At 58.2% G+C, this 13,859-nt stretch carries 11 protein-coding genes; 4 read left to right on the forward strand and 7 right to left on the reverse strand.

The features are described from left to right. Positions 1-53 precede the first annotated feature (53 nt). The 4 genes from JSS95_07380 to JSS95_07395 all read right to left on the reverse strand — a co-directional run bounded on the left by JSS95_07380 (position 54) and on the right by JSS95_07395 (position 4,472). Positions 54-1,229 (reverse strand): oxidoreductase, encoded by a 1,176-nt coding sequence (locus JSS95_07380; protein MBS1799634.1) that lies wholly within the window; start codon positions 1,227-1,229, stop codon positions 54-56. Between the two features lie 118 nt (positions 1,230-1,347). Next, positions 1,348-2,124, reverse strand: a complete 777-nt coding sequence (locus JSS95_07385) for a sugar phosphate isomerase/epimerase (GenBank protein MBS1799635.1) — start codon at positions 2,122-2,124, stop codon at positions 1,348-1,350. A gap of 32 nt (positions 2,125-2,156) precedes the next feature. Next, on the reverse strand, positions 2,157-3,290 hold the full coding sequence (locus JSS95_07390; protein ID MBS1799636.1) for a dihydrodipicolinate synthase family protein: 1,134 nt from the start codon (positions 3,288-3,290) through the stop codon (positions 2,157-2,159). 33 nt (positions 3,291-3,323) lie between these two features. Then, complete coding sequence (locus JSS95_07395; protein ID MBS1799637.1) at positions 3,324-4,472, reverse strand: Gfo/Idh/MocA family oxidoreductase; 1,149 nt, start codon at positions 4,470-4,472, stop codon at positions 3,324-3,326. Positions 4,473-4,937: 465 nt separating this feature from the next. On the opposite strand from JSS95_07395, the gene JSS95_07400 reads away from it, so the two are divergent. Next, positions 4,938-5,621, forward strand: a complete 684-nt coding sequence (locus JSS95_07400; GenBank protein MBS1799638.1) for a GntR family transcriptional regulator — start codon at positions 4,938-4,940, stop codon at positions 5,619-5,621. A gap of 6 nt (positions 5,622-5,627) precedes the next feature. On the opposite strand, the gene JSS95_07405 is transcribed toward JSS95_07400, so the two are convergent. Further along, positions 5,628-7,943, reverse strand: coding sequence for a GH92 family glycosyl hydrolase (locus JSS95_07405; GenBank protein ID MBS1799639.1), 2,316 nt, complete (start codon positions 7,941-7,943; stop codon positions 5,628-5,630). Positions 7,944-8,046: 103 nt separating this feature from the next. Here JSS95_07405 and JSS95_07410 point away from each other — a divergent pair, with 103 nt between their 5' ends. After that, entirely contained in the window at positions 8,047-9,525 is a 1,479-nt protein-coding gene (locus JSS95_07410; GenBank protein ID MBS1799640.1) for a glycoside hydrolase family 125 protein, read from the forward strand. A 3-nt stretch (positions 9,526-9,528) separates the two neighbouring features. On the opposite strand, the gene JSS95_07415 is transcribed toward JSS95_07410, so the two are convergent. Both JSS95_07415 and JSS95_07420 read right to left on the reverse strand, forming a co-directional pair. Further along, entirely contained in the window at positions 9,529-10,440 is a 912-nt protein-coding gene (locus tag JSS95_07415) for an ATPase (GenBank protein MBS1799641.1), read from the reverse strand. Between the two features lie 178 nt (positions 10,441-10,618). Then, complete coding sequence (locus JSS95_07420) at positions 10,619-12,175, reverse strand: FAD-binding oxidoreductase (protein MBS1799642.1); 1,557 nt, start codon at positions 12,173-12,175, stop codon at positions 10,619-10,621. A gap of 278 nt (positions 12,176-12,453) precedes the next feature. Here JSS95_07420 and JSS95_07425 point away from each other — a divergent pair, with 278 nt between their 5' ends. Both JSS95_07425 and JSS95_07430 read left to right on the forward strand, forming a co-directional pair. Then, complete coding sequence (locus tag JSS95_07425; GenBank protein ID MBS1799643.1) at positions 12,454-13,527, forward strand: hypothetical protein; 1,074 nt, start codon at positions 12,454-12,456, stop codon at positions 13,525-13,527. Beyond that, positions 13,524-13,823: a cytochrome c gene (locus tag JSS95_07430; GenBank protein ID MBS1799644.1), complete on the forward strand. Its 300-nt coding sequence runs from the start codon at positions 13,524-13,526 to the stop codon at positions 13,821-13,823. The genes JSS95_07425 and JSS95_07430 overlap by 4 nt, the downstream gene beginning before the upstream one ends. The last annotated feature ends 36 nt before the right edge of the window (positions 13,824-13,859 follow it).

The following is a 13,859-nucleotide window of genomic DNA, read 5'->3' on the forward strand; positions in this document are numbered from 1 at the left end:
ACCGCTAAATTATCTCTTTTGAATATTTTGCGCAAAATCATGGGGGGGGATGCCTAATAGACGTCCCTCTGGTACCGCTTCTGCTTCTTCATCGTGGCCAGATATTCCGCAGCATGCTCCAGTGTGCCGTTAGATCCCTTGGCGATGGCGTCGAGCAGAGCATTTTCAACGTCCTTGGCCATACGGGTAGCGTCGCCGCAGACGTAAAAGTAAGCTCCGCGCTCCAGCCACTCATAGACCTCTTTCGCGTTCTCCTGAATGCGGTCCTGCACATACACTTTGTTGTGCTGGTCGCGGGAGAAGGCCGTATGCAGGTGGGTCAGGGTTCCGTCCTTGACCATGCCCTCAAGCTGCTCCTGATAGAGGAAGTCCATCTTCGCGCGCTGCTCACCGAAGAAGAGCCAGTTCTTGCCCCTGGCGCCATCGGCCTGACGCTCCTCAAGGAAGGCACGGAAAGGCGCGATGCCAGTGCCGGGACCGATCATGATCACCGGGGCGCTCGAGTCCTCGGGCAGACGGAAGTTGTTGTTGGAGTGCAGGAAGATCGGCAGGTGTGTGCCCTCGTCTGCGCGGTCGCCAATGTGGCCGCTCGCCACACCCTGGCGGTCTCGTCCGTGGGCCTCGTAGCGAATCACACGCACCGTCGTGTGCACGCTGTCAGGATGGACCTTTTGGCTCGAGGAGATCGAGTACATACGCGGTGTGAGGCGCTGCAACACATGGAAGAGCTGCTGCGGATCGGTGATGACGCCGGGAAAGTCTGTCGCCAGGTCGACGAACTCGCGCCCCCAGCAGTACTCTTCGGCGCGTGCGCGGTTGTCCGGTCCGGTAAGGACCTTCAGGCCCTCAACTTCGGGTGCCAGCTTCGCAAACTGCCCCACGCTTCCACGAGAGAGCTTGCCGATTCCAAGCCGCGTCCGCAGCGCTTCTTCGAGAGAAATCTCGACCTTATAGTGGTCAAGCACTCGCTCATCACCCTTATAGCCAAGGGCCTTCAGCGCATCGGCGACCGCAGACGTGCGGTTCTCCGGAATAATGCCTACGGCGTCCCCGGGGGTATAGGTCATGCCCTCATCGAGGGACAGCTCGACGTGCCGCGTTTCCTTCTCAGATCCTTCAGCCGTAAGGAGATAATTGACATTGACGACCGAGTGGTACGGGTTGTTCCGGGTATACTTCTGGGTGTGCCCCGCCTCTGCTTTCGCTTCCTGCTCCAAAACTTCGCTCATTCTTCTATGGTAAAACGCCCCGCCGCAAATTGCAGCTTCAAATGGCGACCAATTTAGTCCTTCGAACCGTGAGCTGCACGAAACCGCCCAGAATGTTACGGTTGAGTTGACTTCCCGCTTAGACAAATTCCTGAAAACGGTTCGCGGTAAGGCGAACGATCTCATCGACGGGCTGCGACCAGAGCGCTTCGTTGAAGATTTCAACCTCAATTGGACCCTGATAGCCGGCCCGCTCAGCGGCCTCGCGAAGCCGTTTCAGCTCAATCACGCCGTCCCCCATCATGCCGCGGCCCATCAGCATGTCGGGGGTTGGCACAATCCAGTCGGAGACATGGAAGGCGAAGACCCTCTCCCCCGCTCTCTGTATCTCTCGATAGACCTGCGGGTCCCACCAGATGTGGTACACGTCGACGACCAGGCCGACCTGCCCCGGCAGGAACTTTGCAGCAATCTCGTTCGCCTCTCCCATGGTGACAACGACGCTGCGGTCGGCGGCAAACATGGGGTGCAGAGGCTCCACGCCCAGCCGGACACCGCTCTTCGTCGCGTGATCGACTACTGCGGCGATTCCATCGACGACCATCTGGCGCGCCGCGTCAATATCCCTGTCCGGAGCCGGGCCGTTTACCAGCACCAGCAGATTGGTCCCGATGGCTGCCGCCTCATCGATGGCGCGAAGATTGTCCTCGATACGGCGCTGGCGCTCCTCCTTCGTCGCGGCGGGAAACATGCCGCCGCGGCAGAGGCTCGACACCTTCAACCCGGCATCGCGTATAAGCGAGGCTGCCGCAGCGGGGTTGCCGGAGACAGAGTAGCGCCACGGCCCAATCCACTGGACGCCATGGCGGACGCAGGCATCGACAACCTCTTCCAGCCTGGCCTTTCCGGCAGTCATCTGGTTGAAGCTCAGTCTCGAAAGCTCAGCCACTAGCCCTCCACCCCTGCCAATTGGAGCGCCAGTTTCATGCGATGCACGGCAAGCTCCGGGTCGGCGAGCAGGCGGGCCTTGTCGGCAAGGACAAACAACTGGGCGAGATGAACGATCGACCGTGCGCCTTGTTGACCACCGAGCATGACGAAGTGCTTCTGATGGCCGTTCAGATATGCCAGGAAGACGAGGCCTGTCTTGTAGAAATAGGTCGGCGTTTGAAAGATGTGACGCGACAGGGGAACCGTTGGCGCCAGCAGCTCGTTGTACTTTGCCGTATCCCCTGCATCGAGCGCGCGCAGGGCGAGCGAGGCAGCGGGAGCGATGCCGTCGAATATGCCCAGCAGAGCATCGCTGTGCCCTTCCTTGTCGCCCTGGATCAACTCCGCATAATCGAAGTCGTCGCCGGTGTACATCCGCACTTCGGCAGGCAGTTGCCGCCGCATGATGATCTCCTGCTTCTTATCGAGCAGAGATATCTTTACCCCGTCCACCTTCGCCTGGTTTTCCCGGATGATCCCGACGCAGGTTGCCATGGCATAGGAGACGCTGGCGCTTCCCCAGTAGCCTCGCAGTTGCGGATCGAATGCTTCGCCCAGCCAGTGCAGAATGGCGGGCTGGCGCAGCCCTTGCAGGATGCGGCCATAGACACGGGCGTAGTCCTCAGGACTTTTCGCGCACTTCACTAAAGCTCGGCTGGCCATCAGAATAACGCGGCCTCCGGCTGCTTCAATGGCTTCGCACTGCTCTTCGTAAGCGGCGATGACCTCGTCGATGGTTGCGGCCTTTGCAGGGTCAAGCTGATCTGTGTTTGCCCCGCAGGCGATGGCACCCGCGCGTTCGCCGGCAGAGACACGTATCAATTCACGCGCAGCGGCCCAGTCCAGTCCCATGCCTCGTTGTGATGTATCCATCGCCTCGGCAACGCCGAAGCCCAGGGACCAGAGGTGACGCCGAAAAGCCATCGTCGCCTCCATATCGAGCTTTTGAGGCTCCAGCGGATTGACGACGACGTGGGCTGCCGCATAGGCCACACGCGATACCGGTGGCGGCCCCGCGACGGCGGGCAGAGGCCCCGCCTGGTTCAGGTGGTAGGCCGTTAGTCCTTCAGGGAGCGGAAGTCGAATCTGCATGTCTGCCCTAAGAATGAAATATGGGTGAGGAGTTTAGTTCAGCTTCAATTCAGGCAGATCGACCCAGCGCCGCTCTTTCCATGATTGAAGACCCGCTTCGGCAAGTTGAACTCCCTTTGCAGCTTCGAGAAAGCCGTGTGGAAACGGCGCATCCTCAAATACGTGTCGCAAAAACATCTCCCATTGAATCTTGAAGGCGTTCTCTTCAGGGGCGGTTGCGGGAACGGTCTGCCATGCCTCGCGGAACTGGATTGGATTGGGAATATCGGGGTTCCATACGGCTTTGGGAGTTGCCACGCGGGGCTGCACCTTGCACTCGCGCAGGCCGGCGACCGCGCTTCCGCCAGTGCCATCGACATGAAATTCAACAAGCTCGTCGCGGTTGACCCGTGTAGTCCATGAGGAGTTGATTTGCACAACGACTCCGTCCTCAAGCTCGAAGGTCGCGTAGGCTGCATCGTCCGCCGTGCACACGTAGGTCTTTCCCAGCTCATCGACACGCTCAGGAATGGTGGTTCGCGCAGTGCAGCTTACGGACTTGACTCTGCCGAAGAGGTTTTCAATGACATACTGCCAGTGCGGAAACATATCGAGGATGATTCCGCCGCCCTCATCTTTTCGGTAGTTCCATGATGGACGTTGTGCCGGAGGGGTTGGCCCCTCAAAGACCCAATAACCAAACTCTCCGCGTACGGAGAGTATGCGGCCAAGAAGACCGCTGGCGATCACTTGTTTCAGCTTGAGCAGACCGGGCAGAAAGAGCTTGTCCTGCACAACGCCGTTTTTAATGCCGGCACGGGCGGCTTCGCGAGCCAGCTCAAGGCTGTCATCGAGTGTTCCGGCCAATGGCTTTTCGCAATAGACATGTTTGCCGGCTTTGATTGCGGCCCTGACGCTTTCGGCCCGAAGCAGGGTGGATTGCGCATCGAAATAGATGATGTTGGCGTTGTCGGCCAGGCAGTCCGCCAGGTTGGTCGACCAGCGCTCAACGTCCCATTCTGCGGCCAGCTTCTCCAGCCTGGCGGCGTTGCGGCCTACCAGTATGGGATCGGGCATGACGACCGACTTGTCGCGCAGCTCCAGCCCGCCTTGCTTGCGAATCGCCGCGATGGAGCGGGCTAGATGCTGATTTGTCCCCATGCGTCCCGTGACGCCGTTCATGATGATGCCAACCTTCCGCATCAGCGCTGTCTCCCTGAAGATATGAATTTCCACCCAGTGCGTTTGTATCGATCTCTTTGCAGGAATCGATGCCTACTCCCACGAGGGGATGATATAGGAACGACGGTCGCGGGGCATGAACCCGCTTCAGAAGCTGGATTCTGGTCGATGATTTACGTAAAAACATTGTTCTACGGACTTGTATATATGGCTATACTTTACGTCTGAATAGAGGCGGAAACCGGAACGAGCGCAGCCGAGATACCACGGACCAAATGCACGTGCCAAAGCTGCTCAGGAACCAGGGATTGCTGTAGGGGCGTATACCTTATGTAGTCAATTCAACAACAATTGTTATACCGGCCCCAAAGTTCTGGGCCAGGAGATCAAAAGACAGTGAAAGCCAAGGTCCAACCTGCATCCGATATTCTCCCGCTGGATAAAAACGGGTTCATCCCGCTCTACTACCAGATACAACGCGTATTGATGGACAGGATTCAGTCGGGCAAGCTGCTTGAAGGCGATCTGCTGGCTTCCGAAGAGGAACTGGCTCGTTCGTACCAGGTAAGCAGAATGACGGCGCGGCAGGCGCTTCACGGTTTGAAAGCCAACGGTTATGCGCAGAGCCAGAAGGGCCGTGGGACCTTTGTTACCAAACCGAAGCTCGAAAAAAACATTCTTCATCTGCGCGGATTTACCGAAGACATGAAGCAGCGCGGCATGGTCCCCAGCTCAAAGCTGCTGGAACAGTCGGTCATGAAGGCGACAGAGGAACTGGCAGAGAGCCTGAAGATTCAGGTCGATGCCCCGGTGATGAAGCTGCGGCGTCTTCGCCTTGCCGACGGAATTCCCATGGCGATCGAGGATTCAAGTATTCCGCTGCTGCCGTTTCCGCATCTTGAGCGATATAGCTTTGCCAAGCAGTCGCTGTACCACATACTGCGTGAAAACTATGGCGTGAAGGTGGGTTGGGCCGATGAGATTATCGAGGCCCTGCCGGCAACGCGCGAAGAGTCGGAGTTGCTGACGATTCCCAAGCGAGCGAGCGTTCTATCGATCTCGCGAATCATTATCACGACAGAGCAGGCACCCATTGAGGTAGCATGCTCCCGCTATCGCGGCGATCGCTACCGCGCGATGATTCGCGTACCCACCACCACGATCGAGTAGTCGCACTTATGAAAGCGCGAGCGAAGGTGGAAGCGCATCAGACCCGAACTTCAGGTTCGGCTCCGCTCCCATGACCAGAACAAGTCTGCCACCCTGGGCTATTTCGGAATGATGGAACCACGCCCGCTGCTGGGGCTGGCCGTTCAGCGAAAACGACTGCACATATTGATGCGCAGGATCTTTCCGCTCTACGGCAATCACAAGCTTCTTCCCCTCACCTAACTCAACTGTCGCGCTTTCAAACAAGGGCGAACCCAGGACATAGTTTCCACTGACGGGATCAACGGGGTAGAAGCCGAGCGCGCTCAGCAGATACCAGGCAGACATCTGGCCTACGTCTTCGTTGCCCTGCATCCCATTTGGCTGGTCGGCATACATGGTTTCGAGCAGGCTGCGGACCCGCGCCTGCGTCTTGTAGGGCGCGCCCGCGTAGACGTAGAGATACGAGATGTGGTGCGAAGGCTCATTGCCATGCGCGTACTGTCCAACCATACCGGCAATGTCCGGCGGCGCGTCTTCAGGCAGGTCAGGCGCAGCATTGAAGAGGCCGTCAAGTTTTTTGACGAAAGCCTCTCTGCCGCCGCAAAGCTGTATCAGCCCGGCGGGATCGTGCTGGACACCGAAGGTGGTCTGCCAGGCGTTGGACTCCGTGTAGTCGCGCCACTTCTTTGAGTGCCCCAGGTCGATGGGACGGAATGGCGTGGTCCAGTTGCCGTCTTCCAGCTTTGGCCGCATGAACCCTGTCGAAGCGTCGAAGTAATTGCGATAGTTGGTCGACCGCTTTACGAGCATCGCCGCATCATCGCCCTTGCCGAGTTTCCGCGCGACGTGCGCGATCGCCCAGTCGTCATAGCAATACTCAAATGTCTTCGAGACGGATTCTTCTTCCTTGTCTGCGGGGATGTAGTGGAGCTTGCGGTAGTAGTCGAGGCCGCGATAGTCGTCGACCATGGCGCGCTTCATCATCAGCCGGTATGCCTTCTCGTAGTCGACTCCGGTAAAGCCTTTGTTGCAGGCTTCGGAGATGACCGCCGCCGAATGATAGCCCGTCATCGTTCCGGTCTCGGTCGACATCAGCGGCCACACGGGCATACCCGCCGGGCTTTGTTCCGCCATGCGAACAAGCGTGTTGACCCATTGCGGAACGCGTTCCCGCTCAATCAGCGTATAGGCAGGGTGCGCCGCACGAAACGTGTCCCATAAAGAGAAGGTCGAGTAGTGATGCTCTCCCTTCTGAAGGGAATGAACGGCGTTATCCATGCCACGATAACGGCCGTCGACATCGTCGAAGAGCGTGGGGCCGAGAGACATGTGATACAGCGCGGTATAAAAAATCCGCTTGTGAGCCGGATTGGCGCTCTGCACGCGGACCTTCGATATCTGCTTGCGCCATGCTTCACGAGCGGCGGTTCTAGTTTTCTCAAACTCCCAGCCTGGAATCTCAGCGGCAACGTTTTTTGCGGCCCCTTCGGCATCGACACCCGAGATCCCCGTCTTCACCAGAATGGACTCATTGGGTCTGGTCCTGAAGTAGAGAACGCATTTCAGGCTCTTTCCTTGAAGTTCATGACGGGCAGGGGCGGGGACCTCCTTGTCGTCGGAGTAGAAGACGATGCGCTCGGGCCGCTTCGATATCTGCAACGAGAAGTAGGCGTGGCGGTCCTTTCCCCATGCCGAGGTGCGGCGGCCCCCAGCAAGAGTGTCTGGTGCAATCTGACGCAGCTCTGCTGAAGTGACCGGCCCATCGCCCGCTCCGTAACCGTGCTGCAGATCGAGGATCAGGTACGCCTTGTCGCTCGCAGGAAATGTGTAGCGATGAAAGCCCGCACGCTCGGTAGCCGTAAGCTCTGCGCGGATGTTGTAGTCCTTGAGAAGGACGGAGTAACAGCCAGGCTCGATGCGTTCATCCGCATGATCGAAGCGCGAGCGATATCCCTGTTCCGGGAAGCGGCGATCACCAGGGACTAGCTTGGCATCGCCCGTGCCGGCCATCACCAGGAAATCGAGAAGGTCGCCACAACCTGTCCCACTGAGATGCGTGTGGCTGAACCCCATAATCGAATCGTCGGAGACGTGATAGCCGGAGCACCAATCCCACCCGTCGTTGAACGTGTCGGGGCTCAACTGCACCATTCCAAACGGCATCGCCGCGCCGGGAAAGCAATGACCGTGGCCTCCAGTGCCGATGCGTGGGTCGACCCAGCGAAGAGGATCTTCCGTCTTTTTATCGCCAATGGCGGCCTCGGCAAACTTGCTCAATGGGGCCGCGCTCAAAACACAGGCTGCGGAGGTGCGCTGTAGAAACTTTCTGCGGCTGATCATGCTGACTCCATCGATCGGGCTACATCGGATTTGTGCGCCCGTCTGCGAAGACCATTCTCTGGCAATCGATCACTTGCAGGCAACTATGGCAGAATGGCACAGCATGAGCTATTCACCTTCAACAAGCACTCGTCGAGAGTTTCTTCGGTCCGCTGGTTCGGTTGCCGCGGCTGTTACAGCCTTGAACAGTACGGCTACGCTCGGCATGCAGTCCTCTGTTGAAGTGCCTCCGGTAAAGGCCCCCTGGGACATGTCGCAGGGGCGGCCGAAGCCCGAAGAGCGCAGGTTTCGCAGCGACGCAGTCGAACAGTTTATCGTTCAGCGCAAAGCGCGGATCGCCGATCTTGCGCTTGCTACGCTGTTCGTCAACTGCTTCCCGAACACGCTCGATACCACGGTTGAGCCTGGAACATTTGAAGGTAAGCCGGACACTGCCGTCCTCACAGGCGACATTGCAGCAATGTGGCTGCGCGACTCCTCCGCACAGGTATGGCCGTACCTGCCGCTGGCAAAGAACGACCGCAGGCTCCGCGATCTGTTGGAAGGTGTGATTCGCAGGCAGGCACGGTGCATCCTGATCGATCCGTATGCCAACGCGTTTATGGCAGACCTCAACGCCACCCCTCTGCCCTGGAGCCTCAAAGATAAGACAGAACTGAAGCGCGGTGTTGGCGAGCGCAAATGGGAGGTCGATTCACTGTGCTATCCCATTCGCCTGTCCCATGGCTACTGGAAGCAGACAGGCGATACCAGCCCCTTCGATCAACGCTGGCTGCAGGCGATGCAGCTAATCGTTAGCACCTTTCAGACGCAGCAGCGGAAGCATGGCGACGGACCTTATCGCTTCCAGCGCATCTCCGACACATCGACGGAGACCCTTCCGGCGGCCGGTTTTGGCAATCCCGTTAAGCCGGTTGGACTGATCGCTTCAGGCTTCAGGCCATCGGACGATGCCTGCATCTTCCCCTTCCTCGTTCCATCGAATCTTTTTGCCGTCACTTCCCTGAAGCAGCTTGCGGAGATGGCACATACGATCGCACATGACGAAACGCTGGCGAATGCGGCGGACTCACTTGCGAAGGAGGTTGAGCGTGCGCTGCACCAATACGCCATTGCGACAACACCTGAAGGCACCATCTGGGCGTATGAGATCGATGGCTACGGCAGCCAGCTCCTGATGGATGACACCAACGTTCCAAGCCTGCTGGCGCTTCCCTATATTGCGAGTTCGCCCGATCCCGCCCTCTATGCGCGCACACGCGCCTTCTGCTGGAGCGAGCGCAATCCGTGGTTCTTCCGCGGCACTGCGGGTGAAGGCATCGGCGGCCCGCATGTCGGCAAAGACATGATCTGGCCGATGTCGCAGACGGTCTATGCGCTTACGAGCACAAGCAACGATGAGATACGCCGCTCCGTGCAGATGCTCAAAGGCTCCGCGCAGGGCTTTGGCTTCATGCACGAGAGCTACTTCAAGGACGATCCGCGAAGATACACGCGCGCGTGGTTTGCGTGGGCCAATACTCTCTTTGGCGAGCTCTTGGGAGATCTTGCCGCGACAAAACCCGATCTGCTCAAGCCCTAGCTGTTAGGGCTGACGCGCACGCCACAGCGCTCCCTGGAGTGGATCGACTACGCCTGGCAGCACCTTCAGCTCCGGTAGCTCCTTGCGCAGGACCTCCACGATTCCGTCGCGGACCTCCACAACGTGCTCGATGATGCTCCCGGTAAATGCCAGATCCGGGATCCACTCTGACCTCGGGTCCGTGCGCTTCAATCTGTCGATGACGAGCCGTGCAAGGTGAGCGAGTTCCTCGGCCTCGCGACGCAGCACACCGCGGGCTACCGCATCTCCTGCCCGCGCGCACTCGACCACGAGCGGGGCCAGCTTCGTCACATCGGGGGACGGAATCCTATTGGCATAGCCCACGATGTCCATCGCATCTGCGAGGTCCCATAGCTTCAGGATCGCAGGCAGGAGGGTCGTCTCTTTCTCCTCGTCGATCGCCAGAAAGGTGTCCCGAAGCGCCTGTTGCCCAATTCTTGCGCCGGATCCCTGATCCGATAACGCCGGCCCATATCCTCCGGCGGTCGTTAGCTCTCCAGCGGCGCTGCGCCCCGCCACATTGGAACCCGTCCCGGCCATGACCAGGACCCCGGGGCCGCCAAAGAATGCCGCGTCAAGAGCTATCTCGACATCACCCACAAGAACGAGCGATCCGCCCACCCTCTCCGCAAAGGCCTGGCGAATCCAATCGGTGACCAGCGGAACCGTTATTCCCGCGGCCCCAACGCAGCTTTGCTTCACCTGACGCAGCGAGATGCCGCTTTGTTCTTCCAGCTCCTTCAGCGCTTTGTCCAGATTGGACTGCGCGGAATCCGCATCCGTGCGCATCCGCTTGATCGTGCCTCCGCGAACACGCGCCAACTCGGTCGACTCATCCGCCAATAAGTATTCGGTCTTCGTACCGCCAACATCTAAAGCCAGATAGAACGCCAAGCCTGCTCCCTCGCACCAAATTTCTGCATTGACCATCGCGTGAACGATGCGCCCACAATTCTAGATAATTGCGTACGCCAATGTAGAGATATTATGTCGCGAATTGGCGGATATCGCCCACCTGGCGAACCTTGGCCGCTCACGCCAATGCTATTGGAGCACTCTGCTGTCTGCTGGACTAGGTACGCACGGACATCGCATGGTGAAAGATGTTGTTCGGGTCGTACTTCCGTTTCACGTTTTGCAGAAATGGATACAGGTCCCCAGTCCCGTAATAAAGCTGGGGCCAAAAGCTGTATTGCACCATGTCGGCATCCGGATAGTTGATGTAGCAACCCTCGTACCGGTCTCCCCAGAAAGGCGTGCCGCCGTACTTCGCTCCCGCATCCGATGTACGATACAGGTCGGTGTAGAGGTCCCTGAGCCACTGGGCCTGGCCTGCGTCCTCTTTGGGATCACCCCATGTCGTGATGAACTGGAGCTTCATGATGGATTCCCTCTGAGCGGCAGACGTCTCCTCATTCATCTGTTTGCGATTGACGGCCCCGCCGAACGAATCGACCAATACCGTGTTGCGAGAGAGGTCCACTCCCGGAACCGTCCGCGTAAGGTGCTTGTAGAAACAAGCAGCCTCTTCACGCGTGAAGCTCCGCTTCATAAAGGTTGACTTGTATTTGTGGCGGTTGTTTCTCACCGGACCGAAGGCACCACCGCCGCCGCCGCTCCGGCCATTCGAGTCGCTATACCGTATCTTGTTCAGCGTATGCTTCGCCAGGCAGACCTCGGTTCCTTTCTGCTCTGGCTCCGGGTGATGTTCCGCCATCGCAGGATGCGGGGTGAGTTGCTTCACCGGCTTGCAATCGTCGAACACCTGGAGAAACTCGTCCACAACGCGTGTATCGTCCACCGTACCGTCGGGATTCGTGAACGAAACGGACATTCCCAGGTGGCCTGAGCTCTGGTGCGACAGATTGAAGATTGTAAACAGGCCCCACGTCTCAGGGTCTCTCCCACGCGTCTCAAAATAGTTGCTGTAGAGATAAAGGATGCGGGCAAACCGCTCCTCCGTCATCCCATTCCAGTCGAAGCTGACGCTTCCGCGCAGTACCTCGAAGGGGGCCTTGGGCAAGTCGTCGAAGTAAAAGTTCGTAATAATGCCGAAGTTCCCTCCGCCAGCCCCACGGCAGGCCCGCAGCAGATCGGCATCGTTATGCTTGTCGGCCCGGCGAATCGTGGCCTTCCCTGCCCTGTCTACGGTAACGACATCGGCCGCCGACACCCAGTCCGGCGTGACGCCATGCAGACGCGACAGCAGACCATACCCTCCACCGGAGATATGTCCACCGGCACCTACTGGACCGCACGTCCCTCCTGGGATTGTCACCAACGCACGTTTGTAGAGGTCGGCATAGGCCTGTCCGAGAGTTGTCCCCGCGCCTAACCTGTACTTCGGCCCATGGAGCGGCGGTGTGGTCCCGTTCAACAGGCTGATATCGATAATGGCCCCGCCCGGATTGTTATCGACGAAGTCTTCGTAGCAGTGGCCGCCAGACCTTACCGTGGGGCGCAGCCCCGAATGGACGAAGCGCTCCAACGCTTCAGCGACATCCTCGCTGCTTTCGCAGAGTGCAATCCTGCTTGCCCGGTCGTGGTCATTCTCAGGGAAACGGCCGTTCTGTCCGTGGCTAAGACGATCGAAACGAACATCTCCGGGCAACACCATTTCAATAGCCATGTTCAAATTCCTCTGTTCGCACAATACCAGCAGATATTTCCATGACGGAATAAGGCAATCGACCTATTTTAGGGCAGATTCAGGCAAATAGCCGCGTGGAGCAATCTGCCTTCATCCAACCTGCCGGTTCAGAATCCTGCCAAGACTATGTCAAAGCCCCAGTAAACAGGCATTTGAAGAATGACAACGCGATGACATCTCTTTGACGGCGTGCACAAACGGCCTTCCTATACTTCGACTCATTCAGAGCTGCTCAGGCAGCGACGAAATGAGGAAGCGTGAAGCCTGTAACTTCATTGAAGCGCCGGTATCTCATTGTGATGGCCGCAGTGTGTCTTGTGGCGGCCTCACGCCAATTTGTAGCGCAGCAACCGGCGGAGCCGGACAACCATGCCGGGCGCGTTCCTCTGATCTCCGGGGGATTCGGTTACATCCACAATGTAAGCGGCGGTGTCACCTCATTAATTCCCCAGATCAACCCCGTGCTGCTGGTTCCCTTTGGACAACACGTTCTTCTCGAATCCAGAACGGACTTTACGGGGTTTTTCCAGCGGCAGAATCAAACGAGCGGCCCATTTAAAGGGAAGGTATTCAAGACCGTAGAGTTCGCTCAACTCGACTGGTTCGCCAATAGCCACATGATGGTGGCTGCCGGGCGCTATCTTCTGCCATTCGGTATCTACAACGAACGCCTTCAGCCTATATGGATCAAGAACCTCCAGGATGCACCGATCACAGCGACGATCGGCACTCGCACCAGCGGCTCGGGTGACGGCTTAATGCTCCGTGGAGTTGCCGCGCAGGGCCCGCGCTACTCGCTTCAATACACCGCCTATTTCTCCGCTCACAGCAAGATCAACCAGCTTCAGGCTGCGCGCGTGGCCGGTGGCGATGCGAGCGTTTACCTTCCGCAGGCGCGTCTTGAGATCGGCACCTCGTATCAACGCTTTCTCGAGAGCCGCCGAATCAACAGTGTAGCGACGTATGTCTCATGGCAGCCCGCATCTCATCCGATCGACCTCAAAGCGGAGTATGACTACAGCCATAACGGAAATGGCTATTGGCTGGAAACGGCATATTCCTTTCGCCAGCTTCCGGTGCCGCAACTGTTTCAACGCATTCAGACCGTAGCGCGCATGCAACATTTTCTTGCTCTGAATGGCGGAGGAAACGGGTTGCCATCGATCAATACGCAACGGGTCGACTTCGGCCTGAACTACTACGTTCGCGACAATCTCAGGTTTGTCTCAAGTTATGGGCGCAGCTTCAGCGCGCGCACGGATGTAAACGCCTGGAACATCGGCTTTACGTATAGATTCCTTTTCCCGCTGTGGCCGGAGAAACAACGATGACCTGCAAATCGGCAATATGTCTGGCAACATTGGCGCTTCTACTGCCTGCTTCTCTCAACGCGAGCAAGCCCAGCAAAGGCCAGCAGCAGAGCACTAACGCTCCGAGCGCATCGTCGCAGAACAACGCACAACCCGATCCAGCAGAACGGATCTTCGAAGCGAATTGCTCACGCTGTCACATGGCGCCCTCCTCACTTTCCCAACGCACGACCGGCACTGTGGTGATGCACATGCGCATGCGCGCCAGGCTTTCGCAGCGCGACGAGCAATTGCTGCTGAGGTATCTCGCGCCGTAGAGCGCGGGCTGCAATCGAGTGAGACGAATCCAATTC

The organism is Acidobacteriota bacterium, assembly GCA_018268895.1.
GTDB lineage: Bacteria > Acidobacteriota > Terriglobia > Terriglobales > Acidobacteriaceae > Edaphobacter.

Bases quoted from the DNA above. Each gene is read 5' to 3' on its own strand.
- JSS95_07420 (MBS1799642.1), bottom strand. From the start codon at position 12,175: ATGGCTATTGAAATGGTGTTGCCCGGAGATGTTCGTTTCGATCGTCTT.
- JSS95_07380 (MBS1799634.1), bottom strand. From the start codon at position 1,229: ATGAGCGAAGTTTTGGAGCAGGAAGCGAAAGCAGAGGCGGGGCACACC.
- JSS95_07400 (MBS1799638.1), top strand. From the start codon at position 4,938: ATGGACAGGATTCAGTCGGGCAAGCTGCTTGAAGGCGATCTGCTGGCT.
- JSS95_07405 (MBS1799639.1), bottom strand. From the start codon at position 7,943: ATGATCAGCCGCAGAAAGTTTCTACAGCGCACCTCCGCAGCCTGTGTT.
- JSS95_07385 (MBS1799635.1), bottom strand. From the start codon at position 2,124: ATGACTGCCGGAAAGGCCAGGCTGGAAGAGGTTGTCGATGCCTGCGTC.
- JSS95_07390 (MBS1799636.1), bottom strand. From the start codon at position 3,290: ATGCAGATTCGACTTCCGCTCCCTGAAGGACTAACGGCCTACCACCTG.
- JSS95_07410 (MBS1799640.1), top strand. From the start codon at position 8,047: ATGAGCTATTCACCTTCAACAAGCACTCGTCGAGAGTTTCTTCGGTCC.
- JSS95_07430 (MBS1799644.1), top strand. From the start codon at position 13,524: ATGACCTGCAAATCGGCAATATGTCTGGCAACATTGGCGCTTCTACTG.
- JSS95_07395 (MBS1799637.1), bottom strand. From the start codon at position 4,472: ATGCGGAAGGTTGGCATCATCATGAACGGCGTCACGGGACGCATGGGG.